The following is a 25,736-nucleotide window of genomic DNA, read 5'->3' as shown; positions in this document are numbered from 1 at the left end:
CCCGATCCCGCTCACATTTTTGCCTGGTGACGAATTTGCAGCGTCGCCGGCAGATAGCGCTGCAGCGGCTCCGGGGTGGCGCCGTCGATAAGCTGGCTGATGAGGTCATAGCAGTGCCAGGCCAGCTGGCGATTATCCTGCTGGACGGTATCAATGCGCAGTGACAGGGAGTCATACAGATAGTGATCGTCAAAGCTGGCGAGGTGGATGCCGGAATCCAGCAGGTTATGCTGGCTTATATAGCGCAGCACCCCTTCCAGCAGGCCGCAGGCGGCGGTGAACAGCGCCTGAGGCGGCCGCCCCAGCCGCGCGCAGAGCGCGGCAAACATCTCGTAGCCGGAGCTGGGATGGTAGTTGCCGTTGATCACCCACTCAGGGCGGAGCTCAACCCCCGCCTGCGCCAGCCCCTGGGTAAAGCCGGCCAGCCGGTCCCGCGAAGGCGAGAGCCGCGGCTGGCCGCCGAGAAACCAGAATTCCTCTGCGTGCCGGGGGGCGATCCGTGAGATCAGTTCGGCGGTGGGGGCGATGGAGTCGGTCATCACCAGCGGCAGGCTGCTGCCGCTGGGGCTGCGGTCAAACAGGACCACCGGCAGCTGCTCGCTGAGCTTGAGGTAATCCGCGTCGTTGTGCATGCAGGAGGCGACGATCAGGCCGTCAACCTGGCGGGCAATCATATTATTGACCACCATGCTTTCCTGAGCCGGGTTTTCGTCGGTGCAGGAGATCAGCAGCTGAACGCCCGCCTCGCGGCACAGCATTTCCAGCTCGTGGGAGAAGACCGCGAAGCCATAGTTGGTGATTTCCGGCACCACCAGCCCGATGGTGTGGCTGCGGTTATCGCGCAGCGAGCGGGCGTGAATGCTTGGCTGATAGTGCTGCTCGCGGGCGATGGCCTGGACGCGTTCGCGGGTCTCCTGCGCTACGCGCAGCTCTTTGCCACGGCCGTTCAGCACGAGGCTGGCGGTCGCCTTCGAGACGCCCGCCAGCTCGGCGATATCTTTAATGGTAACGCGTTTGGTTTTCATTACGACAGCATGCGCCAGAAATTAAAACGCTGATTCTACCATGCATGGCCGCAGCGGCCAGTAGCAGAATGCGGCCGGCGTCGCACCGCTGAAAATCAGTTCTCCAGGATACTGTGGGAAGTAGCGGCTGCTCATCACGCCTTCGCCGTCGTTGATGAACACTTCAATGCTTGAGCTATCGCTTAAAATCCGCAGCGTGCGCACCTCTCCCCGCCAGTAGCGGTAGAGCGCTTCGTTGGAGGTCAGGCTGCGGCGTTCGAGGCGAATGCCGTCGGCGTCGAGGTTGAGCCCGAGGGCGCCGCCGAAATCCATCGCCAGCTCGTCGCCTGGCGCTACCTCAAAGACCATGTCCATTGGCGCCAGCGGCAGGACTGGCCCCTGCCAGTCGCGGGTCTCGCCGCGTAGATCCGCCAGTTCGCGCAGCGGATGCTGATAGAGCTTACCGTCGCGCAGCTCCAGCTCCCGCAGGCAGGTCATCTGGTGGATCCAGCCCTGGGCGAGGGTCGGCTGGCGCATCTCTTCGCCGTCCGGAACTCCCATCCAGCCGACAAGCAGCCGCCGTCCGTCGGCGGCCAGCATGGTCTGCGGGGCGTAAAATTCGAACCCGGCATCGAGCTCATAAAGCGCGTCGTGGTCAAAGCCGGCGCTGGCGTAATCGAAGCGGCCCGCCGTCCACACCGCGGGGTAGGTGTTGAGGTAGCGGTCGGCCTCGCGGGCGATGCCCTGGGGGCAGCAGATCAGGATATGCCGGTCGGCGAGCGGGAACAGATCCGGACACTCCCACATATAGCCGGCGTCGTGCAGGCCGTTGAGGCCGCTGCCGGCAATTTCGCCTTCCGCCTCCCACTGGTGCAGATCCGCGGAGCTGAACAGCAGCACCTTACCGCGCTTTTGCAGATCCTGGGCGCCGAGGACCATGTACCAGCGGCCCTCATGCTGCCAGACCTTCGGGTCGCGGACGTGGCCGGTATAGCCCTTCGGCAGCGCCAGCACCGGGCCGATTTTGCTAAAGGTGCCATCGTCGTTTTCCGTCGCCAGGCACTGCCACGCGGTTCTGCTGCCGTCGTCAAACTTCACGTTGCCGGTATAGCACAGGGTCAATTTGCCGGCGTTATCGACGGCGCTTCCCGAGTAGCAGCCGCTGCGGTCGTACTCTTCATCCGGCATCAGCGCGATCGGCTCATGCCGCCAGCGCAGCAGGTCGGCTGAGCTCCAGTGCCCCCAGCACTTGAAGGTATGATCGCAGGCCAGCGGGTTCCACTGATAAAACAGATGATAGCGCCCGGCAAATTCGATAAAGCCGTTAGGATCGTTCATCAGGCCGGTGGTGGGGGCCAGGTGCCACTGCGGGTAGTGGCTATCGCGCAGCGCGCGCGGCTGGCCCTGCATCACGGCGCGTAAAATTGCCGGCAAACGTGAAGGAAGTGACATTATTCAGCGTCCGTTTTGTATTTCAGCAGCAGGGAAACGGTGAAGGCCACGCCGAAGGCGATAACCATCCCGATAATATAGTTCAGCAGCGAGCTGGCCTGCACGATAGCCATGCCCGGGATCGCCGTCAGCCCGACCGCGGTCATGTAGACGTGCATCGACACCACCCACGCGCCGCCCGCCGCGCCGCCGATAAGGGCCGCGATAAACGGCTTCACGAAGCGCAGGTTAATACCGAATATTGCCGCTTCGGTGATGCCGAGCATCGCGGAAAAGGCCGAAGGCAGGGTGATGGCTTTGATTTTGGCATCTTTGGTTTTAAACCATACCGCCAGACAGGCGCCGCCCTGGGCGACGTTGGCCATCGCCCAAATCGGCAGCAGAAAATTGACGCCGATCGACGGGTTGCCCAGCAGCCCCGCCTCAACGGCGTGGAAGCTGTGGTGAATGCCGGTGATGACGATAACCGAGTAGAGGCCGCCGAACAGCAGACCGGCCAGCCAGCCGGCGTGGGCGATCAGGGTGCTAAGAATAAACGAGATGCCGTCGCCCAGCGCGCGGCCGGCGGGGCCGATAATCAGCAGGGCGATAAAGCCGGAAATAATAACCGTCAGGAACGGCGTCAGGATCAGATCGAGGGCGTCAGGAATAACCCGGCGCAGCTGCTTCTCGACGATGCTCATGAACCACACCGCCAGCAGTACCGGGAATACCGTGCCCTGGTAGCCGATCATGGCGATCTCCAGACCGAAAAAGTTCATCGAATGGAAGCCGGCGGCCACGCCCCAGGCGTTGGTCAGCGCCGGGTGGGTTAAGATGCCGCCGAGGGTCGCGCCGAGATAGGGGTTGCCGCCGAATTCGCGCGCGGCGGTGAAGCCAATCAGGATCGGCAGAATAATAAAGGCCGCCGAGCTGCACATATCGAGAATGATATAGATGGCGTTACCCGGATCGACCCAGCCGTAGGTTTTTACCATCCCCAGCAGGCCCATCAGCAGGCCGGAGGCGACGATAGCCGGAATAATAGGGACGAAGATGTTCGACAGCAGGCGCGCAATGCGCTGGAACGGGTTGAGCTTTCTCGCCGCGATATTGGCGGCCTCCGACCTGCTGGACTCGCCGATCCCGGCAACCTGGATAAAGGCGGCGTAGACCTTGTTGACGATGCCGGTGCCAAAGATAATCTGCATCTGACCGGCGTTATTAAAGCAGCCCTTAACCCCTTCGACTTCGCCGATGGCCTTCTTGTCGGCCAGCGAATCATCGACCAGCACCAGGCGCAGGCGCGTGGCGCAGTGCGCGGCGCTGGCGATATTTTCCTTACCTCCCAACAGCGGAAGCAGCGAGTGGGAAATGTGTTCGAAATCCATAGTACCCTCTGAATTCATTATTATTTGTTGGTTTTATTTCCGCGGCAGCAGAGGACTGATGCCGCGGTTTTAAGCTGGTTTCAGGTCCCTGCCGTCAGAACCAGGTCTCCATTTGCATACCGAACGACCATTCGCCGCCCGATTTAAAACCGCTGCTGCCTAAAGCGTCATCGCTGGCGTAATTATCCAACTTTTTGCTCCAGTCCATCCACGAGGTGTAGAGACGGATCTCCGGACGACTGAAGAAATCGCCGATGCTGCCGACCTTAAAGGTCGGTGCGAAGGTGAGTTTATAGAAGCTGCCGTTCACTGCATGACGGTCGTTATAGCCCTCGGGTTTGAGATCCATGTATTGGTAGCTGCCTTCGTAAGCGAGGGCGAAGTTCTGGCCGATCTCCTGAATCAGACGCATGTTGAGGGTCGCCCACTGGTAGCTGTCGCCATCGACATAGCGGTCTTTACTACTCTGCGCCAGTACCGCCGGGGCGATAAACCAGTTCTTGCTGAGCGGCGTGGTGCCGTAGCTGGCGAAGCGCCAGGTATTGGCTCCCGGACGCAGCGCGCCGTCGGAACCGACGCCTTTCACCTCTGCGCCCAGACCGTGGCCGTAGAGCAGAGCCGTTTTGCTGCTCCCTTCCCGCAGGCCGTAAAAACTGTCGTTGTGCAAACCGAGTAGCGTATGTACCCCGGTATTTGCCGCATCGCCTTTGACCAGATTGCCGTTGGTATCTTTCCGCTGATCGTTATCTTTCGCCCGCATCCCGCTGACCATCACCTGCACCGGGCCGATGAAGTGGTTCATGCTGAGGATGTAGTTCTGCACGCTATTGCTTGAATCATCAATATCGCCGAAGTTGCGTCCGTAAAGAGAGAAGTTACTTCGCAGGCTGTCGTTCCACTTCACGTCGTAAATACCGCCGCCGGTACCCGCGAGGAATACCACGTCGGAATCGACCCAGTGAATGTCGAAGTTGTCGCGGTCGAAGCGTTTGCCGGCCCACAGGGTTGAACCTTTGAACGGTCCTTCGAAGGTCGGCAGGTTGCCCAGCTCGACGAAGGCCTGACGAACGTTCAAATCGCTGGTGCTTGCCGTCCAGTCGTTGTAGGTGGTTTGTCCGTCGGCCACCATCACTTTGAAGCGGGTCGTCGCGCCGTTATCCAGGGTCTGCTTATGTTCAAGATTCATTTCAACATAGGTGTCGGCCTGGTTCCCCAGGCGGCCGATAGCCCCGCCGGTTTCCCCCGCCGGCGTCATATATGCGCCGGATTTAGTACTGGAGGCTGAGTCGTTCATGATTACGCCGGAGCGGGCGTAGCCGTGGAACTCAAAGCCGCTTTTTTCATCGGCCTTCTTCTCCAGCCGGGCGGTGCGCTGGGCCACCTGCTGGGTGTTGTCCTGGGTTTTCTGCTGCTGCGTAGTGAGCTGCTCAACCTTCTTCTCGGCCGAGTCGGCGCGGTTTTCCGCGGTCTGCGCCCGATTTTCCGCCTCCTGCAGGCGTTTTTCCAGGGCGATCAGACGGGCTTCGATGGTGCTTAAATCCGTTTGCGCATGGGCCGAACCGGCTCCGCTTAGCAAAGCGATAAGGACGGCAAGTGTGCGTTTTCTGTACATGCTGTTCGCATCCCAAAGGTGAAATTGAGTGGTGTGTTTTTTTGCTAAACCGGTTTAAGTAATATGTTAAACACGACAACAGGCATCATGAAATGAATTTTGCTAAACCGATTTAATAATTGTGACGGAGGCGACAAAGCGGGCCGTCGGCAACGGCCCGCGGGGGATCAAAACGGGCGATCGAGATCGTGCAGCCGGGGCAGGGCGGTCATGGCACCTTTGGCGGTGGTTGCCAGCGCGCCGCAGGTCTGCGCCAGCAGCAGCGCCGCCTCCAGCGACGCCAGGTCGGTGGGTATGCCGCGGGCGGCGAGGCTGGCGAGCAGTCCGGCGACGAAGGCGTCCCCCGCGCCGGTGGTATCGACGCTGACCACCGGCTGCGCCGCAAAGTGGAGCGTCTGCTGCTGAAAAGCCGCCAGCACGCCGGCTTTGCCCTGGGTGACCAGCAGCAGATCCGGCCGGTAGCGCCGGGTTAAGATGGCGATACCCTGCGCCAGATCGCTGCTGCCGCTGATAAAGACCAGCTCCTCCTCAGAGAGCTTCACCACGTTGGCAAGCGACAGCGCCCGGTCGAGACAGGCCTGCAGCAGCGCCGGATCCTGCCACAGCTCCTCGCGAATGTTGGGGTCGAAGCTCACCCGGCCGCCGACGCTTTTGATCTGCTCCATCGCCGTGAAGGTGGTGCTCCGGCTTGGCTCAGCGCTGAGGGCAATAGAGCAGACGTGGAGCCACTGGCGGGGCGCAAAGGTCGGTAAGTCCTCCGGCTGCAGGAAAAGATCGGCGCTGGGGCGCACCATGAAGGTAAAGGTTCGCTCGCCGTGGCTGTCGAGGTCGACCACCACGGTCGAGGTTCTCTGCTGCGGGTCGAGGCGCATATGGTTGACGTCGACCCGTTCCTGCTCCAGCGTCTGGCGCATAAAGCGGCCGAAGGGATCGTCGCCGACGCGGCCGATAAATCCGCTCTCTCCGCCGAGGCGGGCAACGCCCACCGCGACGTTGGCCGGCGCGCCGCCGGGACACTGCAGCAGCCGTCCTCCGCTCTCCGGCAGCAGATCCACCACCGCATCTCCGACCAGCCAAACTTTTGCGTTCATGCTCTTTTTACCTCTCTTGCTAAACTAAATTAAACCGGTTTAGCTTTTATTAAAACATAGCCCTGCGCAGATCGAAACGCCGGGATGCCTAAAGTGGGAGACAGGGCAAAAAATCGCGGCGCCGGGATGGACGCCGCAAAACGGCCGCCGGGCGCGTCCCGGCCGGGCGGGAATATGCTCGTTTGGCGGGCGGTCATGACCTTTGTGCCGGTTGCGGGGAATCGGTTCCGCGAATACGTCGCGGCGTTTTGCCTGAACGCTTTGCCATGCCTGCCGTCAGGGGAGAAGGCGGCGCTGATCGCGTCACCGCCGCCTACGCCGCGCTACCGACCAGGCCGTCAATAATCACCTGCATAACCCCCTGGGAGCAGGGCTCAATGCGGCCGCGCACGCCGTATACCTCGGCTAAGATCTGCGGCGTGATAACCTGCGACGGCGGCCCCTCGGCCAGCAGGCGCCCCTCTTTTAACATCAGCACGCGGTCGGCATGGCGCAGGGCGATATTAATGTCATGCACCACCACCAGGGTGACGATGTTGCGCCTTTGGGTTTCCCTGCGCACCAGATCCATCACGTGAAACTGATAGTTCAAATCCAGCGCGCTGAGCGGCTCGTCGAGCAGCAGCAGCGCCGGCTGGCGGATAAGCGACTGGGCCAGGCCGACCAGCTGCTTCTGTCCGCCGGAAAGCCGGTCGAGATAGCTGAGCGCCAGATGCTCAATGCCGAGCTGGCGCAGCAGGGACATTACCTGCTGCTGGCTTTGGGCGTCGTGCACGCCGCCGGCGGCGCGCTGGGCGACGATAATCGACTCCAGCACGTGCAGATGGACCCCCGCCGGCAGCGTTTGCGGCAGATAGACCACCTTTTCCGCCCGCCGGGCAAACGGCAGGGTCAGCAGATTCTCCCCGTCGAGCGACAGCTCGCCGGTCGAAGGACCGAGGCCGGCCATCGCCCGCATCAGGGTCGATTTACCGCTGCCGTTGGGGCCCAGCAGGGCGGTAATTTCACCGCGCGGCAGCTGCGGCACCGTCAGGTCGTGGATGACCTGGCGCTTCGGATAGCCGGCGCTAAAGCGCGACAGCGCAAGCCCCGCAGAGATGCGTGAACTCATACGTTCCCCCGATGGCGCAAAATGATGCTCAGAAAGAACGGGACGCCCACCAGCGAGGTGACGATCCCGACCGGAATAATGGCGCCGGGGATCAGATTCTTCGACGCCACGGAGGCCAGCGACAGGACCAGAGCGCCGATCAGGGCTCTGGCGGGGAGGTAAAAGCGGTGATCTTCGCCGAAAATCAGGCGCGCGATGTGCGGAGCCACCAGGCCGATAAAGCCAATCGGGCCGACGAAGGCCACCGAAATCGCCGACAAAATGCTGATCCGCAGCAGGGTGGTTAAGCGCAGGCGACGGACGTTGATCCCGAAACTCATGGCCCGATCTTCACCGAGACGCAGCGCCGTCAGCTTCCACGAGCTCAGCATCGATAGCGGCATCACCACCGCCAGCACCGCGAGTAAAATGCCGACCTTCTGCCACGAGGCGCGGTCAATACTGCCCATGGTCCAGAACACCAGCCCCTGCAGCGTATCTTCGTTGGCGACAAACTGCAGCATTGAGACCAGCGCGTTGAAGGTAAAGACCAGCGCGATGCCGAACAGGATCACCCCGGAGGAGGCCACCTGGGTCCAGCGGGTAATGCCGTCCAGCAGCAGCGCGGCCAGCAGCGCGAAGATAAAGGCGTTGGCCGAGATAAACCACTGGCTGGGGATCCCAGGTATGCCGATCCCCAGCACGATGGCCAGCGCGGCGCCGAAGGCCGCCGCCGAGGAGACGCCAAGGGTAAAGGGGCTGGCCAGCGGATTGTTGAGGATGGTCTGCATCTCCGCGCCGGCGAGGCCGAGCGCGAGGCCGACTATAATCGCCATCAGGGCGTACGGCATGCGGATATCCCAGACGATGACCCGCGTTCCGGCGCTGGCGCCGGCAGGATCGATCAGGGTTTGCCACAGGGTATGCAGGGGCATCCCGGACGGACCCATCGTAAAATCGAGCAGCAGAGAGGCGATAATCAGCGCCGCCAGCAGCAGCATAAAACCGATGCGGCGGCGCACGATCCGGCGGTAGCTGGCCGTCACCTCCTCCCCGGTTCCGGGAGCGCCGAGGGCGGATTCCGTCGTCGAACTCATGGGCGCTTACTCACCTTGTTTCCAGGAAAAGACGAAGGGCAGATCGGGCAGAGAGGTGAAGTGGCGCACGATATAGCGGTAGCTATCGTCCGGGTTGAGGCTGCTAAACGCCTGCGGATAGATATCTTTCGCCAGATACTCCATGCCGACGATGTTCCACGGATGGTTGTAGAAGTGGTGGTAAACCCCGTAGGCCCGCCCGGCCTTCACCGGCGGGATGTCGCTGACCCCGGTCCGCGACAGCAGAACCTGAGCCTGGGCGTTCACCTCCTGCGGGTTAACCCGGTAGCCGAGCGGCAGAACCTGGCTGTTGCCGCGTTTTGAGCCGGTCATGATGTAGGCGTCGGGCTTCATGCTAATCACCTTCTCCAGCGCCACAAAGCCGGAGGCGCCTGGCAGCACCTGCGCGCCGATGTTATTGGCCCCGACCGCTTCAACCAGCCCGCCCCAGCCGCTGTGTCCGTGGGTAAAGCAGCAGGCGTCGCTATTGCCCGCCAGCGCCTCGACGAAGACGTTCGCCTTCGGCGCGATGGCCGCGGTTTTCTGGCGAATGGTCTGCAGCTGCTGACGATAGTAGTCGGTATAGGCTTTGGCGTTGTCTTCGCGGTTGAGCACCTTGCCCAGCAGGTCGATGCTCGGGGCGGTATCCTTCGCCGGGTTCACTTCGTAATCGACAAACAGCACCGGAATATTGAGCGCCCCGAGCTTGTCGATCATGCCGCTCTCCTCCAGCGCCGGCTTCGCGCGCAGCTGGGCAATCATCAGGTCCGGCTGGCGGGAAATCACGCTTTCAAGGTCGATATTGCCCTTGTCGCTAAAGCCCATATCAAGAATGTTCGCCGCCTGCGGCCACTTTTGCTGCAGCATCTTCCAGGTTTCAACATCCTGTTTTTTCGCCAGATTATTCCAGGCGACCAGCCGCTTGAAGGGATTGTCCCGGTCGAGAAGCGCCAGCGCCATAATATCCCGGCCGTCCTGCAGGATAATGTGCTGCGGCTCGTGCTGGAGGGTAATGCTGCGGCCGTCGAGGTCGGTCACGGTGAGCGGGTACTGAGTGGCATAGCCGTACAGCGGGGCGGAAATTAGCGCAGTGAAAATAAGCGAACTTACTGATTTTATTGCCATAATATGAGTTCCGTTTGCTAATTATAAATATAATGATTTTGATAATTATTCTCGGGTGAAAATAAACGGCAGCTATATGAATCGCTGATTTCATAAAATGTAACAACTTAGCGGAATGGATGAGCGCGGCCGGGGAGGCCACTGCCAGCTGCCTAAAAAATAGGCAATCGGCGGCAGATTAAGTTTTAAGAACTATCCCTAAAGCCAAACGGCAGAATCTTGTGCCATGCTGAATGCGACTCATAACATTAAGCACGTTAGAGAGGATATTATGAAAAAGGCAATGATTGCGTTATCTGCGATTCTGGTAGCAGCCCCCGTTTTTGCTGCAACCACCACACACGCAACTGATGAAACCGTCGCGGCGGCTCATGAAGGAGCGAACACGGCGAAGGAAAAACTGCACAAGGCCCAGAACGAAGGCGATGAGCTGAAGCTTAAGTCCAAACACGCGGCGGAAGGCAAAAGCGATAGCTTCGGCAGCAAGGTCAGCGAAGGCACGCAGAAAACCTGGAACAAGACCAAAGAGGGTACTGAGAAGGGTTGGGATAAGACCAAAGAAGGAACTGAAAAAGGCTGGAATAAAACCAAAGCCGCCACCGAAAAAGGCTGGGATAAAACCAAGCAGGGTGCTGAAGATTTAAAAAAGAAAGTCACTGAGTAATTTCTGACTGTTCCGCATAAAAGGGCCGCGCAAGCGGCCTTTTTTTATTGCGCGATTGCAGCTGCAAAACTCACTGGGTCATTAAGGTTAGCTCCCCTGGATAATATGCCAGGAATACTCCTGGTTATACTAATACTCACCGTTTCTCCACATTCTGGCGGTAAAAAGGAAATACATCAGGAGGTGGACAATGAAAAAGATTATTACTTTGGCGGTTATATTATCCTGCACGTTAACGTCGCTGGCCTACGCCGACGGCCCGAACGGCAACAAAGGTCCCGGCCAGCAGCAGGTGTGGCAAAATGAGTCCGGGCACGGAAGAAACGACGGCAATCGTCAGCAGGGTCCCGGCGGCGGGCCGCAGGGAATCCAGGCGAACGGCCGTCAGGATAGTGGCAATCATCGCGGGCCGAATAGCGGCGAGCAGTCGCAGCACCGTCAGGAGCGCCACGAGCAGGAGCATTTTGCGTGGAACGGTCATGACTTCCGTAAAGGCCAGCCCGCGCCTGAGCGCTTTCGCGGCGACGCGTACCGGATTAATAACTGGAACGATCGCGGCCTGCCGCCGCCTCCTCAGGGGCAGCACTGGTCGTATATTGACGGTAACTACGTCCTGATTGCGGCGGCGACCGGGATCATCACCTCAATTCTGGTTAATGGTCTTCTCAGCAACTAACGGCCGATATCCCGGAGCGCTATGCCTTAGCGTCTCCGGGCGTGCCCATTGCGCGCCGCGATCGGCGCGCTCCCCATCCCCGATCCGCACGATCTCAGGCACGTTTACTTAGCTTATCACCCGGCCAGCGCCCGTCGCCGTTAATCCTCGCCCTGCGCTGATAAAATTTTTGCGCGCCGTTTTGTCATCGAAGGTCACGATGGCGGCGGCTGCTTGCTGCGCGTGGAAATAGCCTGCCTGGCGGCGCGCTTTTTAATGCGCCGGGGACCGCGGCACTGTTTGCGGGGCGTTTGTTAAGGTGCTGAATAATTATTAGTAAATAAGATGATGACGCCCTCAGGAATTAGAAATGCTGCTTGCATTAAACGCTTATCCAGATAAGTTATTTACTCTGCGTATATTCTTCGTCCTTCAGGTTTCAGCGCCGCTGGATCGTGAATTATGTCGATACTTTTACCCCATAGATTTTACGCGGCATCAAGGCGGCAGCGCGACGAGTCCCCGGAGCTTAGGTCAGGTAAGCGGGGATTAGCCGGCTGTTGCCAGCGCGGATGCGGCCTGAAAGAGAGCGGGCATATCTTATTTCCCGGAGACCGGCATGACAGATTTTGTAATTCCAGAAATTAAAGCAGCTGAAGATGAAATGATTGCGATCCGTCATTATTTACATGCCAACCCGGAATTAAGCCTCGAGGAGTTTAATACCAGCGAGCTGGTGGCCGGAAAGCTGGCGGAGTGGGGCTATCAGGTGACCCGCGAACTGGGAAAAACCGGGCTGGTCGGCTCGTTGAGCAAGGGCGACTCGCTGCGCACCATCGGCCTGCGCGCCGACATGGACGCGCTGCCGATTTTTGAAACCACCGATCTGCCCTGGGCCAGCACCGCGGCGGGAAAAATGCACGCCTGCGGCCATGACGGCCACACCACTATCCTGCTGGCGGCGGCGAAATATATCGCCTCCCCGGCCTGCGAATTTAACGGCACCGTGCATCTTATTTTCCAGCCCGCGGAAGAGGCTATCGGCGGGGCGGATTTAATGATTAAAGACGGGCTGTTCGAGCGCTTCCCCTGCGAGCGCATCTTTGCGCTGCACAATATGCCGGGGCTGCCGGTCGGCAAGCTCGGCTTTTATGCCGGCAATTTTATGGCCTCGGCGGATACGGTCAAAATCACCGTGCACGGCTACGGCGGCCACGGCGCCCACCCGGACCGCACGGTTGACCCGATCCTCGCCGGCGCGGCGCTGGTGATGGCCCTGCAAAGCATCGTCGCCCGCAACGTGCCGCCGGGCGAAACCGCCGTGGTGACCGTCGGCACCTTCCAGTCGGGCATCGCCTCCAACGTCATTCCGGAAAGCGCGGTGATGGAGCTGACCGTGCGGGCGATGAAGCCCGAGATCCGCGATCTGCTGATTAAACGCATCCGCGAAATCACCGAGTTCACCGCCAAAAGCTACGGCGCAACCAGCGAGGTCGAGGTTTATGACTCCTATCCGGTGCTGACGAACAGCGCGGAGGAGACGGCGTTTGCCAGGGAGCTGGCGCTGGAGGTCTTCGGCAGCGAGAAGGTGCTGCCGTCGATCTCGCCGATGAACGCCAGCGAAGATTTTGCCTTTATGCTGCAGGCGCGTCCGGGCTGCTACTTCCTGCTGGGCAACGGCGAGAAGGGCGGCAAGGGCGGCTGCATGGTGCATAACCCGGGCTACGACTTTAACGATGACATTATTAGCACCGGCGCGACGCTTTTCGCCCGGTTAGTTGAAACGCACTGCCGCTGATCTCTGGAGCTCGTAAATAATGAAAAAATCACTACTGCTGTGGGTTGCGCTGATGGCCTCAACGTCGGCGCTGGCCGCGGAGAATAAGGAAATTCGCTTTGGCGTCGATCCGACCTTTGCGCCGTTTGAATGGAAGGACCCTCAGGGCAAGCTGGCGGGCTTCGATATTGATTTAGGCAACGCCATCTGCCAGCAGCTACAGGCCAAATGCGTCTGGGTTGAGAGCAACTTCGACGGTATTATTCCGGCGCTGAAGGCGCGTAAATTTGACGCCATTCTCTCCGGTATGTATATGACCGAGAAGCGCAAAGAGCAGATTGGCTTTAGCGACAAGCTCTACAACGGCCCGGTGTTCCTCGTGGCGCGCAAAAATACGCTGAGCGGCAATACGCCGGAGCAGCTGAAGGGCAAAACCATCGGCGTGGAGCAGGGCTCGGCGCAGGAAACCTACGTTAATCAGCACTGGCGTCCGGCGGGAATTAATATCGTGGCCTATCAGGGCGCCGACAGCGTGGTGCGGGACCTCGAGTCCGGGCGCATCGACGGCGCGGTGCTCTCCGGGATGATGGCGGACTATAGCTTCCTGCAGCAGCCTCAAGGCAAAGATTTCGCCTTCGTTGGCGGTCATCTACAGGATGATAAGCTGTTTGGCGCCGGGGCGGCCATTGGCCTGCGCAAGGACGACGAAGCCCTACGTCAGGAGATTAACGGCGCGATTGCCACAATTCTTGCCGATGGAACCTATAAAAAACTGGCCGGGAAATATTTTAGCTTTGACGTCTATTCCGGGACATAATGCGGTTATGCAGGCGGCGGGCACGGAACGCCCGCCTCAGGCTTCCTTTCTCTACTATCATTTCTGGCCCTGGCACGATTTCTCAGGACGCAGAACATAAACGAGACCCTAACTCATTCGAGTTGAACCAGGCCGGGTGCGGGCAACCGGAAGGATGACGGGTCGATAAGGAGTGAACGGCATGATGACACGTCCATTAGGCAAGACCGGATTTTCCATTGCGCCGCTGGTCTTTGGCGGCAACGTTTTCGGCTGGACCTGCGATGAAAAAACCAGTTTTGCCATTCTTGATGCTTTTATTGACCACGGCTTTGACGCTATCGATACGGCGGACGTTTACTCCCGCTGGGTGGAGGGCAATCAGGGCGGCGAGTCGGAAACGATTATCGGCCGCTGGCTGCAGGCGCGTCCGGGAATGCGCGCGAGGGTCAAAATCTTCAGCAAGGTCGGCTCAGATATGGGGCCCGCCGGGCACAATGGGCTGAGTAAAGCCTGGATCCAGCAGGCGGTAGAACAGTCGCTGCGCCGCCTGAATAGCGATTATATCGATCTCTATTTTGCCCACTGGCCGGATCCGCAAACCCCGCTGGCGGAAACGCTGGAAGCGTTCCAGGCCCTGCAGCAGGCGGGAAAAATCCGCGCGACCGGCGCGTCGAACCTCGATGCGCAGCAGCTGTCGGCGGCGCTGGAGGTGGCGCGCAAGGGCGGCCTGCCGGCCTGGCAGGTACTGCAGCCGGAGTATAATCTTTATCACCGCACCGCTTTCGAAGGCGCGCTCTGCGATCTTTGCATTAGCCGCGAAATTGGCGTAGTGACCTACTACAGCCTCGCCTCCGGTTTTTTAACCGGCAAATACCGCCAGCAGGCCGATCTGGCGCAGAGCCAGCGCGGCGGCGGCATCGCTAAATACCTTAATCCGCGCGGTATGCGCATTATCGATACCCTGGAAGAGGTTGCCGGGCAGCACAACGCTAAGCCGGCGGAGGTGGCCCTCGCCTGGCTGATGAGCCGGGAAGGGGTGACCGCGCCGATCGCCAGCGCCACCAGCGTCGCCCAGGTTGAGAGCTTTGCCCGCGCCGCCGCGCTGACGCTTAACGCCGCGCAGCTGGCGCGGCTCGAAATTGCCAGCGCCTGACGGCCGCCTGCCGGAGCCGTCGGGCTCCGGCTTTTCCCCGGCGGGTAAAATAATACTTTTGGCTAATATTTAAATCCTCCTCCCTCCGTCCGCCATATAACAATTTGGTGGCTTTTTTATTTACCTCATATATGCCTGCCGGCTAATTCACCGAAACTTGTACAATAACCGGCGGATTAAACGCGGGGCTTATTCATTCTGCCGTTATTACGCCAGGCTGCGGCGTTATTTCTTTTACTTATTCGCCTTTCGGCGAACTGTTGTTAATTAAACATTAATTAATAATTTTTAATTAACATTTGTTTTTTTATTTTCAGGAGGTCGCAGTGACTGCGCCATTAAAAAAAATTGTCATTGTCGGCGGCGGCGCCGGCGGGCTGGAGCTGGCCACGCAGCTGGGGCAAAGGCTTGGCCGACGTAATAAAGCCCGGATTATCCTCGTCGATCGCAGCCAGAGCCACCTGTGGAAGCCGCTGCTGCATGAGGTGGCGACCGGATCACTGGATGCCGGCGTGGACGCTCTGAGCTTTATGGCGCATGCCAGTAAAAACTATTTTGAGTTCCAGCACGGCTCGGTTATCGATATTAATCGCGATGCGAAAACCATCGTGCTGGCGGAGCTGCGCGATGAAAGCGGCAAGCTGCTGGTTGCCGAACGCCCCCTCGGCTGGGACACCTTAGTGATGGCGCTGGGCAGCACCTCTAACGACTTTAATACCCCCGGGGTGAAGGAGAACTGTATTTTCCTCGACAGCGCCGAGCAGGCAAAGCGCTTCCATCAGCAGATGCTTAATCTGTTCCTTCGTCATTCGGCTAATCCGCAGAATCCCGGCAAGGTGAACATTGCGATTGTCGGCGGCGGGGCGACCGGCGTCGAACTGTCGGCGGAGCTGCACAATGCGGTGAAAGAGCTGCGGCGCTACGGCTATAAGCACCTGAGCAACGAGGCGCTCAACGTCAGCCTGGTTGAAGCCGGGGAGCGTATTCTGCCGGCGCTGCCGGAGCGCATCTCCTCGGCGGCGCGCGATGAGCTGACGAAGCTGGGCGTCAAGGTACTGACCCAAACCCTGATTACCCGCGCCGACGCGCAGGGCCTGCATACCAAAGAGGGCAACCTGATTAACGCGGACCTGATGGTGTGGGCGGCCGGCATCAAGGCGCCGGACTTTATGCGCGAGATTGCCGGCCTGGAGACCAACCGCATCAATCAGCTGGTCGTTGAGCCGACGCTGCAGACCACGCGCGATGGCCATATTTTTGCCTTTGGCGACTGCGCCGCCTGCCCGCGTCCGGAAGGCGGATTTATTCCCCCGCGCGGCCAGGCGGCGCACCAGATGGCTCTCTTCACGGCAAATAATATTATTGCGCAGATGAAAGGCCGGCCGCTGAAATCCTTCGTCTACCGCGACCGCGGCTCGCTGGTCTCGCTCTCCGGCTATACCACCCTCGGGAGCATTATGGGCCATCTGCTGCCGGGGCCGATGATGGTGGAGGGGCGTCTGGCGCGCTTTGTTTACGATTCGCTGTACCGTATGCACCAGGTGACGCTGCACGGCTATGTGAAAACCGGCTTGCTGATGCTCTCCGGCGGGATCAACCGCATCACCCGTCCGCGCCTCAAGCTGCACTAACGATGAGATAACCTCCCGGACGGCGACGGTCCGGGAGGCGTTAAATCCGGCAACAAAACCCTCCACGTATCGTGCTCTAAAATCAGCAGATTATTATTTTTCCCCGCAACAGGGGCGATTACGCTTGCCTGAATTTCGATAATGAGTATAGTTCTCATTCTTCTTTTTGTTTGCAGGCTAAGTAGGGAATGACCTGCGTTAGTGAGTCGCTCACAGGGAAACAGCGAAGGCGTAGGGTGGGGCTCAGTACGATAAGGCTGAAGAAAACAATATCGGCCAGGAGCTACCATCAGGTCATTGATTTTGTAAAGGATACCTCCTGTGAAATACGCTATCCCGGCCCTCGCGCTGGCTATCTCCGCGGTCTTAAGCGGCTGCGCCGCTACCCATACCCCTCCCGTTACCCAACCGGTTGCCGAAAGCGCCCCTGCCGCCGCCGTGGCGCAGCCGCTGAAGCGCGAGCTGGCCGAAGGTCTCTACGAAATGGCGTTGAGCCCGAAAGGCGATGCGCTGTACGTTGCCAGCGCGGAAGGTTTTAAAGACGTGCAGGGCGGAGCGGTCTATAAGCTCGACCCGAAAACGCTGAAAACCATCGGCCTGAGCTACACCGACCTGAAAAACTTTGCCGTCCAGATAACCCCGGATGGCGAAACGCTGTTCGTCACCAACTCGCTTGACGGCGGCATCAGCGCTATTGATACCACCACCGGCAAGGTCAAAAAGCGCCTGCTGTTTAGCGAGCGCAACGATAAAGGCCTGCCGTACGGCGCGCGCCAGATCCTGCTGCTGAACAATACCCTCTACGTCGGCGCCGTTGCCGATCCGGCGCAAATCTGGGTGGTTGATGCCAACACCCTGAAGCTGAAAACGCGGATTAAAAACACCGGCAAATGGATGACCGGCCTGCACTATTCCGCGCAAACCGGGCGCCTGTACGCGGCCAACGGCGGCGGAGAAATCCTGGTGATAAACCCGCGCAATAACCGCGTTGAACAGCGCTGGAAGCCGCTGGGCGACAAGCCGGCGCTGCTGTTGAATATCGCCGAAGATAGCGAGACCGGCCGCCTGTTCGTCACCGATAACTCAAAAGCGAAAACCACCCTGGTGCTGGATATTCACAGCGGCAAGGTGATTAAGCAGCTCGACGTGGGCGATTCGCTGTCGGTGCTGTTCAACCCGAAACGCAACGAGATTTATATCTCCCAGCGCGAATCCGGCAAGGTCATCAGCCTCGACGGCACCAGCTACGCGCAGAAGCGCGAGTGGGATATTCCGGCCAACCCCAACAGCCTGCTGCTCTCAGCCGACGGTCAAACGCTGTTTGTTACCGTCAAGCAGCCGTTTAATAAAGACCATTCGACCAAAGGTCCGGACAGCGTTGTCCGTATCGACCTGACGAATCAATAAATAAAATTGGCCCGCCAGCGGGCCTTTTGTTTCACTTCTTATTCTCCTCCAGGGACAAATTATGCACGTCACTCATTCTTCATCCTTCCCGCTGCGTAAAACGCTGTTGGCTCTAACGATTGGCGCCGTCGCCCAGGGCGCGGCGGCGGACGACGCGGCCGGCAGCAAAAAAAGCGAAGAGGTTATGGTCGTCCAGGCGAGCGAAGGCGGCGACTTTAAAGCCGGCGGCGATCTGGTGGTTCCGGCCTTCCTCGATGGGCAGATTGCCCACGGCGGCCGCCTCGGCATGCTCGGCGAACAAAAGGCGATGGATGTCCCCTTTAACATCATCGGCTACACCGCCAGGCTGATTCAGGACCAGCAGGCGCACACCATCGCCGACGTGGTCAGCAACGATGCGGGGATCCAGACGGTCCAGGGCTACGGCAACTTTGCCGAAACCTACCGCATTCGCGGCTTTAAACTCGACGGCGACGATATGACCATGGGCGGCCTCGCCGGGGTGGTGCCGCGTCAGGTGATGGATACCCAGATGCTGGAGCGCGTGGAGATCTTTAAGGGCGCCAACGGCTTGCTCAACGGCGCCGCCAGCAGCGGCGTCGGCGGGATGATTAACCTTGAACCGAAGCGGGCTGAGGATATTCCCACCGCCCGGGTGGGCGTCGACTACACCTCTGACTCTCAGGTCGGCGGCAGCCTCGACCTCGGCCGGCGTTTTGGCGATGATAACCAGTTCGGCGCGCGCGTAAACCTGGTGCATCGCGAAGGCGAGGCGGCGGTGGAAAACGACCGCCGCCGCACGACGCTGGCCTCCCTGGGGCTGGACTATCGCAGCGACCGCTTCCGTTCATCGCTCGATTTTGGCTATCAGAAAAAGACCTTCCACGGCGGGGAGATGGGGGTTAACGTTAGCGGCGTCGACTTCGTGCCCGCGGTGCCGGATAACCGCAAAAACTACGGCCAGAAGTGGGGCTATAGCGATATCGAAAACGAATTCGGGATGGCGAAGGCGGAGTACGACCTCAGCAACAGCTGGACGCTGTACGGCGCCCTCGGCGGCCAGCACGCGCACGAGACCGGTACCTACAGCACGGCGAAGCTGCTGAACAAAAACGGCGATGCCACCGCCGGGCGTCTGGATACCAACCGGATTATCGACGCCTTCAGCGGCATGGGCGGCGTGCGCGGCAATTTCAACACTGGCGCAATCTCCCATCAGATCAACGTCGGCTACTCGGCGCAGATCAAGCGCGATAAAACCGCATGGCGGATGTCGACGAAAACCCCGGCGATCAATATTTATGACGGCCATGACGTGCCGATGCCGGATAACACCGCTTTCGGCGGCAACTACTTTGACCCGCTGACCACCTCGCGCAGCCGCACCCAGGGCTGGCTGCTGAGCGATACGCTGGGCTTCTTTAACGATAAGGTGCTGCTGACCGCCGCCGCCCGTCATCAGAAGGTGGTGGTGCGCAACTACAGCAATAAAACCGGCGTGGAAGACCCCACTTCGCTTTACACCCAAAGCCGCTGGACGCCGACCGTTGGCCTCGTCTACAAGCCGTGGGACGAGATTTCGCTCTACGCCAACCACACCGAAGCGCTGCAGCCGGGGAGCGTGGCGCCGAATACCGCCGCCAACGCCGGACAGAGTACCGGGATTGCGCACTCGAAGCAGAATGAGGTGGGGGTAAAAATTGATTACGGCACCGTCGGCGGCTCGCTGGCGTTGTTTGAAATCAAAAAGCCGAACGCAATTTCCGATGCTAACCGCTACTACAGGCTGGACGGCGAGCAGCGCAACCGCGGCGCCGAGCTGAACGTCTTCGGCGAGCCGATGCTGGGGCTGCGCCTCAACGGCAGCATGCAGTGGCTCGATCCTGAGCAGACCAAAACGGCTCAGGGCGCCAACGACGGTAAAGACGCGGTGGGCGTTTCGCGCTTCTACGCGGTGCTGGGGCCGAATACGACATCAAGCCGGTCGAGGGCCTGACGGCGACCGCCCGGGTGAACCACACCGGTTCGCAGTACGCCGATGCGGCGAATACGAAAAAGCTCGACAGCTACACCACTCTCGACCTGGGCGTTCGCTACCGCATGCGCCTCAACGCCGATCGTAACGAGATGGTCCTGCGCGCGGGCGTCACCAACGTCACCAACGAGAAATATTGGTCCGGCGTCGATGATTCCGGCACCTATCTGTCGGTCGGCGATCCGCGCACCCTCCGCGTATCGATGAGCTACGATTTCTAAGCCCAAACCGCGGGGCGGGCCCGGACGGTTCGCCCCGCGTCGCCGGCAACAAACGCATCTGCGGCTTGAAGTCGGACGAGCATAAGTGTAAAAGGTGCCCCTTCACTAAAACTGACAGGGGATCGACGTGAAAGACGCGTCAACGCAGTCGGATACCGCAGAACAGAGCGGCCCGATGCTTCATCGCGGTTTACAGAACCGACATATCCAGCTCATCGCCCTCGGCGGCGCTATCGGCACCGGCCTGTTTCTCGGCATTGGTCCGGCGATTCAAATGGCGGGCCCGGCGGTTCTTATCGGCTACGCCGTCGCCGGGATCATCGCCTTTCTGATCATGCGCCAGCTTGGCGAAATGGTCGTGGAAGAGCCCGTCTCCGGCTCGTTTGCCCACTTTGCCTATAAATACTGGGGCCCGTTTGCCGGCTTTCTTTCCGGCTGGAACTACTGGGTGATGTTCGTGCTGGTGGGCATGGCGGAGCTGACCGCCGCCGGCATCTACATGCAGTACTGGCTGCCGGACGTTCCCACCTGGGTGTGGGCCGCGGCCTTCTTTATTATCATCAACGCCGTTAACCTCGTGAACGTGCGCCTGTACGGCGAGGCGGAGTTCTGGTTCGCGTTGATTAAGGTGCTGGCGATTGTCGGGATGATCGGCTTTGGCCTGTGGATGCTGTTTGGCGGCCACGGCGGCAGCAAGGCGGGATTCGATAACCTGTGGCGTCACGGCGGCTTTCTGGCCACCGGCTGGCACGGCCTGGTGATGTCGCTGGCGGTGATTATGTTCTCCTTTGGCGGCCTCGAGCTTATCGGCATCACCGCCGCGGAAGCGCAGAACCCGGAAAAGAGCATCCCCAAGGCGGTGAACCAGGTGGTCTACCGTATCCTGCTGTTCTATATCGGTTCGCTGGTGGTGCTGCTGGCGCTCTATCCGTGGGTGGATATCAAATCTGACAGCAGCCCGTTCGTGATGATTTTTCATAATCTCGACAGCAACGTGGTGGCTTCTGCGCTCAATTTCGTCATCCTCGTGGCCTCGCTGTCGGTCTATAACAGCGGTGTCTATTCCAACAGCCGGATGCTGTTCGGCCTGTCGGTGCAGGGCAACGCGCCGAAGTTTCTTGCCCGGGTCAGCAGGCGCGGCGTGCCGGTCAACTCCCTGATCCTCTCCGGGGCGATCACCTCCCTGGTGGTGGTGCTTAACTACCTGCTGCCGCAAAAGGCGCTGGGCCTGCTGATGGCGCTGGTGGTGGCGACGCTGCTGCTGAACTGGATCATGATCTGCATGGCGCATCTGAAATTCCGCGCCGCGCAGCGCCGCAAGGGGCGGGAGCCGAAGTTCAAAGCGCTGCTGGCGCCGGGCGGAAACTACCTCTGCATCGCCTTCCTGGGGCTGATTCTGGTGCTGATGTGCACGATCGACGGGATGCGGCTGTCGGCCATTCTGCTGCCGGCGTGGATCCTGTTGCTGTTTATCGTCTTCAAGGTGCTGCGCCGCCCGGCGTAACGCCCGCGGCTCCGTCGTCCGGCGGAGCCGTTACCCTTTATTGTGATCTTCTTCGCGCTTAGCGTATTTGCTTAAGGATCTTCTTTTTGTAATCGATTACTTTGTTTGTCGGGGTGTTTTGTAATCGATTACTTTTTGAGGGCGGTCAAAATGGTAGCAACAGCTGAAGGTCGTGAAAGGGCCCGCGTACAGCACCGGTTTCTGGTGCCGCGCCTGTCGTTAATGATGTTTATGCAGTTCTTCATCTGGGGGAGCTGGTCGGTGACCCTCGGCCTGGTGATGACGCGCTACGATATGGCGCTGCTGATCGGCGATGCGTTCTCCGCCGGGCCGATTGCCTCCATTTTATCGCCGTTTGTGCTGGGGATGCTGGTCGATCGCTTCTTCCCGTCGCAGAAGGTGATGGCGGTGATGCACCTGGCGGGAGCGGCAATTCTGTGGTTTGTGCCGCAGGCGCTGGTCGTGCAAAACGGCGCGCTGCTGATCGGCCTGCTGTTTGGCTATACGCTGTGCTATATGCCGACGCTGGCACTGACCAACAATATCGCTTTCCACAGCCTGGCGAACGTCGATAAAACCTTTCCGGTGGTGCGCGTCTTCGGCACCATCGGCTGGATTATCGCCGGGATCTGCATCGGGGTGACCGGTATTTCCGATACCACGGCGATCTTCACGCTGGCGGCGCTGTGCTCGGTGGCGCTGGCGATCTACAGCCTGACCCTGCCGCATACCCCGGCGCCGGCGAAAGGGCTCCCGGTGAAGCTGCGCGATCTGCTGTGCGCCGACGCCTTTGCGCTGCTGAAAACGCGCCACTTCTTTATCTTCTCCTTGTGCGCGACGCTGATCTCCATTCCGCTGGGCACCTATTATGCCTACACCGCTTCCTACCTGGCGGACGCGGGGGTGGCCGACGTCAGCACCGCGATGTCGTTCGGCCAGATGTCGGAAATTTTCTTTATGCTGGTGATCCCGCTGCTGTTCCGCCGCCTCGGGGTAAAATATATGCTGCTGGTGGGGATGATCGCGTGGTTCGTTCGCTACGCCTTCTTTGCCCTCGGCGTCAGCGAAGAGGGGCGCTTCCTGCTCTATCTCGGCATCCTGCTGCACGGCGTGTGCTACGACTTTTTCTTCGTCGTCGGCTTTATCTACACCGACCGGGTGGCGGGGGAGAAGGTAAAAGGTCAGGCCCAGAGCATGATCGTGATGTTCACCTACGGCATCGGCATGCTGCTCGGTTCACAAATTTCCGGCGCCCTGTATAACCGGCTGGTTGCCGGGCAGGCCGTACCGCAGGCGTGGGTCACCTTCTGATGGATCCCGGCGGTTGCGGCGGCCGTTATCGCGCTTGTTTTCCTTTTCTCTTTCCAGTATCGCGAGCAAGAGCAGCGCTAATTTTTCGGAGGTGGTGATGAGAACTATCAAGGGGCCGGGCATTTTTCTGGCGCAGTTTATCGGCGCGCAGCCGCCGTTTAACACCCTCGACGGGCTGGCGGAGTGGGCCGCGGGTCTGGGCTATCGCGCGCTGCAGATCCCGTGCAATCATCCGGCGATCTTTGACCTTGAGCAGGCGGCCGCCAGCCAGACCTACTGCGACGACGTTAAGGGGCGGCTGGCGGATCGCGGGCTAGTGATTAGCGAGCTCTCCACGCATCTGGAAGGGCAGCTGGTGGCGGTGCATCCGGCCTACGACGCGGCGTTTGATGGCTTTGCGCCCGCCGCGCTGCGCGGAAATCCGCAGGCGCGGCAGCGCTGGGCCTGCGAAAAGCTGCAGCAGGCGGCGATCGCCTCCGGGCGATTAGGCCTGGCGGCGCACGCCACCTTTTCCGGGGCGCTGGCGTGGCCCTATTTTTACCCCTGGCCGCCGCACAACCCGCAGCTGCTTGAGGACGCGTTTAGCGAACTGGCCCGCCGCTGGCGGCCGATCCTCGATTGCTTTGACCAGCAGGGGGTCGATCTGTGTTACGAAATTCATCCCGGCGAAGATCTACACGATGGCGTGACCTTTGAGCGTTTTCTGCAACTGGTGGATAATCACCCGCGCTGCAATATGCTCTATGACCCCAGCCATCTGCACTTGCAGCAGATGGACTACCTGGCCTATATCGACATCTATCATCAGCGGATAAAAGCCTTCCACGTCAAGGACGCGGAGTTCCGCCGCGACGGCCGCTGCGGCGTTTACGGCGGCTACCAGAACTGGCTCCAGCGGGCGGGGCGCTTCCGTTCGCCGGGGGACGGGGAGATCGATTTTCAGCGTATTTTTAGCAAGCTCGCCGAGTATGACTATGCGGGCTGGGCGGTGCTGGAGTGGGAGTGCTGCCTGAAAGAGGCGGAGGCCGGCGCCCGCGAGGGCAGCGAATTTATCCGCCGCCACATCATTCCGGTCTCCGGGCGGGCGTTTGACGACTTTGCCGCCGGAAGCGAGGTGCGGGGATGATTCAGGTCGGCATTATCGGCAGCGGGTTTATCGGCCCGGCGCATATTGAGGCGCTGCGCCGGGTGGGCGATATTGAGGTGGTGGCGCTGGGCGACCACAGCCTGGCGCAGGCGGAGGAAAAAGCGCGGCAGCTGAACGTCGCCCATGCCTACGGCAGCGTCGAAAGCCTGCTGGCTCATCCGGGCCTGCAGGTGGTGCACAACTGCACGCCGAACCATCTGCATGCCGGGATTAATCGCCAGATCCTGCGCGCCGGGCTGCACGTCTTCTCGGAAAAGCCGCTGTGCATGCGCCCGGACGAGGCGCGCGAGCTGGTGGCGCTGGCGGAAAAGGCCGGGGTGGTGCACGGCGTAAGCTTTGTCTACCGCCAGTTCGCGATGGTGCAGCAGGCGGCGAGCATGATCCGTGAGGGCCTGATCGGGCGGCTGTTTTCGGCGCACGGCGGCTATTTGCAGGACTGGATGCTGCTGCAAACGGACTACAACTGGCGGGTGGAGTCGGCGCTGGGCGGGGCCTCGCGGGCGATGGCGGATATCGGCTCGCACTGGTGCGATACGGTGCAGTTTATGACCGGACGCCGCATCACCGAGGTGATGGCCGACCTCTCGACGGTGTGGCCCACCCGCCGGGCGGCTTCGCAGGGCGCTGCTACCTTCGGCCAGCAGCACGACGGCCGGGGCGACGAGGAGCGGGCGGTGGATACCGAAGACCGGGGCTCGGTGCTGGTGCGCTTTGATGACGGCAGCAGGGGCTGCTTCAGTGTCTCGCAGGTGAGCGCCGGCAGGAAGAATCAGCTGACGGTTGAAATCAGCGGCAGCGCCGGCGCCCTGGCGTGGGATCAGGAGATTCCCCAGCGGCTGTGGGTCGGCCAGCGCGGCCGGCCAAACCAGATCCTAAGCGACGATCCTTCCCTGATGCAGCGGGACGTTGCCGGCAGCGCGCACTTCCCCGCCGGCCATATCGAGGGCTGGCCGGACGCCTTCAAAAACATGATGCTGAGCTTCTACCAGGCGGTGCGCGCCGGAGCAATGCCGGATGCGCGCTCCCGGCAGTTCGCATCGTTTTATGAAGGGGCGGACGTAATGTATATCGTGGAGGCTATTTTGCGCAGCCATCGGCAGCAGCGCTGGGTCAGCGTCGAGCGGTAGGGAGGGGGATTATGCGCCGCCTGAGGCGGCGCACTGGCGGACTATTTCACGCCGAGATAGCCATCAAGATAGGCGGCGGAAAGCTCGCGACCAAACAGCTGGGCGTCTTTATCCTCCATCGATGAGGTCCACTTATCGTCAGACTTACGGTCAAAAGAGTGCTCGGTCTTTGTCCCCTGGCTGGCCTGCTGCTTAATCTGCCCGGCCTTGCTTCTGGCGTCGCTTTCACTCATTCCCGCCGCGCGATCCTCTTTGCCGAGCTGATAGATTTTGCTGAACGTCGGCAGATTTAAGCGGTAATTATCCTGGACATTGACGGCAAAATTACCGCCGACAAAATCGGAGCGATGGGAGACAAAATAGTAGGCGTGGCGCTCTGGGGAAGGCTTTGAGGCGCTGCAGCCGGAAAGAACGGCCGCCGCGCAGGCGATGGCGATAATCGTTGATTTTAATTTCATGGTAAC

19 protein-coding genes and 2 pseudogenes are annotated in these 25,736 nt (G+C 60.2%); 12 read left to right on the top strand and 9 right to left on the bottom strand.

The window, feature by feature from the left end; genetic code table 11:
• Positions 1–11 precede the first annotated feature (11 nt).
• The 8 genes from AC1M2H_RS20550 to AC1M2H_RS20515 form a co-directional block, all read right to left on the bottom strand.
• The gene (locus tag AC1M2H_RS20550) at positions 12–1,025 is read right to left on the bottom strand and encodes a LacI family DNA-binding transcriptional regulator (RefSeq protein WP_480148831.1); all 1,014 of its coding nucleotides are present in this window, start codon (positions 1,023–1,025) and stop codon (positions 12–14) included.
• A gap of 21 nt (positions 1,026–1,046) precedes the next feature.
• Positions 1,047–2,456, bottom strand: coding sequence for a sucrose-6-phosphate hydrolase (locus AC1M2H_RS20545; RefSeq protein WP_480148830.1), 1,410 nt, complete (start codon positions 2,454–2,456; stop codon positions 1,047–1,049).
• Positions 2,456–3,826, bottom strand: coding sequence for a sucrose-specific PTS transporter subunit IIBC (locus tag AC1M2H_RS20540; RefSeq protein ID WP_480148829.1), 1,371 nt, complete (start codon positions 3,824–3,826; stop codon positions 2,456–2,458). The genes AC1M2H_RS20545 and AC1M2H_RS20540 overlap by 1 nt, the downstream gene beginning before the upstream one ends.
• 94 nt (positions 3,827–3,920) lie before the next feature.
• The gene (locus tag AC1M2H_RS20535) at positions 3,921–5,438 is read right to left on the bottom strand and encodes a carbohydrate porin (protein ID WP_480148828.1); all 1,518 of its coding nucleotides are present in this window, start codon (positions 5,436–5,438) and stop codon (positions 3,921–3,923) included.
• 167 nt (positions 5,439–5,605) lie between these two features.
• The gene (locus AC1M2H_RS20530) at positions 5,606–6,529 is read right to left on the bottom strand and encodes an aminoimidazole riboside kinase (protein ID WP_480148827.1); all 924 of its coding nucleotides are present in this window, start codon (positions 6,527–6,529) and stop codon (positions 5,606–5,608) included.
• A 313-nt stretch (positions 6,530–6,842) separates the two neighbouring features.
• On the bottom strand, positions 6,843–7,640 hold the full coding sequence (locus AC1M2H_RS20525) for an ABC transporter ATP-binding protein (RefSeq protein WP_480148826.1): 798 nt from the start codon (positions 7,638–7,640) through the stop codon (positions 6,843–6,845).
• Positions 7,637–8,665 carry a FecCD family ABC transporter permease gene (locus tag AC1M2H_RS20520; protein ID WP_480151999.1) on the bottom strand — a complete coding sequence of 343 codons (1,029 nt, stop codon included), beginning with the start codon at positions 8,663–8,665 and terminating at the stop codon, positions 7,637–7,639. Before AC1M2H_RS20520 ends, AC1M2H_RS20525 begins: the two co-directional genes overlap by 4 nt.
• 57 nt (positions 8,666–8,722) lie before the next feature.
• Entirely contained in the window at positions 8,723–9,841 is a 1,119-nt protein-coding gene (locus AC1M2H_RS20515; protein ID WP_480148825.1) for an ABC transporter substrate-binding protein, read from the bottom strand.
• A 271-nt stretch (positions 9,842–10,112) separates the two neighbouring features.
• On the opposite strand from AC1M2H_RS20515, the gene AC1M2H_RS20510 reads away from it, so the two are divergent.
• The 12 genes and pseudogenes from AC1M2H_RS20510 to AC1M2H_RS20455 all read left to right on the top strand — a co-directional run bounded on the left by AC1M2H_RS20510 (position 10,113) and on the right by AC1M2H_RS20455 (position 25,272).
• Positions 10,113–10,505 carry a hypothetical protein gene (locus AC1M2H_RS20510; protein ID WP_480148824.1) on the top strand — a complete coding sequence of 131 codons (393 nt, stop codon included), beginning with the start codon at positions 10,113–10,115 and terminating at the stop codon, positions 10,503–10,505.
• Between the two features lie 190 nt (positions 10,506–10,695).
• Positions 10,696–11,181 (top strand): RcnB family protein, encoded by a 486-nt coding sequence (locus tag AC1M2H_RS20505; protein ID WP_480148823.1) that lies wholly within the window; start codon positions 10,696–10,698, stop codon positions 11,179–11,181.
• A gap of 598 nt (positions 11,182–11,779) precedes the next feature.
• Entirely contained in the window at positions 11,780–12,958 is a 1,179-nt protein-coding gene (locus AC1M2H_RS20500) for a M20 aminoacylase family protein (protein ID WP_480148822.1), read from the top strand.
• Between the two features lie 19 nt (positions 12,959–12,977).
• Entirely contained in the window at positions 12,978–13,754 is a 777-nt protein-coding gene (locus AC1M2H_RS20495; RefSeq protein ID WP_480148821.1) for an ABC transporter substrate-binding protein, read from the top strand.
• A 181-nt stretch (positions 13,755–13,935) separates the two neighbouring features.
• Positions 13,936–14,889: an aldo/keto reductase gene (locus tag AC1M2H_RS20490; RefSeq protein WP_480148820.1), complete on the top strand. Its 954-nt coding sequence runs from the start codon at positions 13,936–13,938 to the stop codon at positions 14,887–14,889.
• Positions 14,890–15,215: 326 nt separating this feature from the next.
• Positions 15,216–16,520 (top strand): NAD(P)/FAD-dependent oxidoreductase, encoded by a 1,305-nt coding sequence (locus AC1M2H_RS20485; protein WP_480148819.1) that lies wholly within the window; start codon positions 15,216–15,218, stop codon positions 16,518–16,520.
• Positions 16,521–16,841: 321 nt separating this feature from the next.
• Complete coding sequence (locus AC1M2H_RS20480) at positions 16,842–17,927, top strand: YncE family protein (RefSeq protein WP_480148818.1); 1,086 nt, start codon at positions 16,842–16,844, stop codon at positions 17,925–17,927.
• Between the two features lie 61 nt (positions 17,928–17,988).
• A pseudogene (locus tag AC1M2H_RS20475) lies at positions 17,989–20,183 on the top strand (TonB-dependent receptor).
• Positions 20,184–20,310: 127 nt separating this feature from the next.
• Positions 20,311–21,687, top strand: coding sequence for a phenylalanine transporter (gene pheP / locus AC1M2H_RS20470; RefSeq protein ID WP_480148817.1), 1,377 nt, complete (start codon positions 20,311–20,313; stop codon positions 21,685–21,687).
• Positions 21,688–21,837: 150 nt separating this feature from the next.
• A pseudogene (locus tag AC1M2H_RS20465) lies at positions 21,838–23,079 on the top strand (MFS transporter).
• A 16-nt stretch (positions 23,080–23,095) separates the two neighbouring features.
• Positions 23,096–24,124: a sugar phosphate isomerase/epimerase family protein gene (locus AC1M2H_RS20460; RefSeq protein ID WP_480148816.1), complete on the top strand. Its 1,029-nt coding sequence runs from the start codon at positions 23,096–23,098 to the stop codon at positions 24,122–24,124.
• Positions 24,121–25,272 carry a Gfo/Idh/MocA family protein gene (locus AC1M2H_RS20455; RefSeq protein ID WP_480148815.1) on the top strand — a complete coding sequence of 384 codons (1,152 nt, stop codon included), beginning with the start codon at positions 24,121–24,123 and terminating at the stop codon, positions 25,270–25,272. The genes AC1M2H_RS20460 and AC1M2H_RS20455 overlap by 4 nt, the downstream gene beginning before the upstream one ends.
• A 41-nt stretch (positions 25,273–25,313) precedes the next feature.
• Here the strand turns inward: AC1M2H_RS20455 and AC1M2H_RS20450 are convergent, their stop codons facing one another.
• Positions 25,314–25,730 carry an Exc2 family lipoprotein gene (locus tag AC1M2H_RS20450; RefSeq protein ID WP_480148814.1) on the bottom strand — a complete coding sequence of 139 codons (417 nt, stop codon included), beginning with the start codon at positions 25,728–25,730 and terminating at the stop codon, positions 25,314–25,316.
• Positions 25,731–25,736: the final 6 nt, after the last annotated feature.

This window comes from Klebsiella sp. F11 (genome assembly GCF_056712265.1).
Note: the sequence above shows the minus strand (reverse complement) of the source record. Positions and strands in the feature narration are given on the sequence as shown.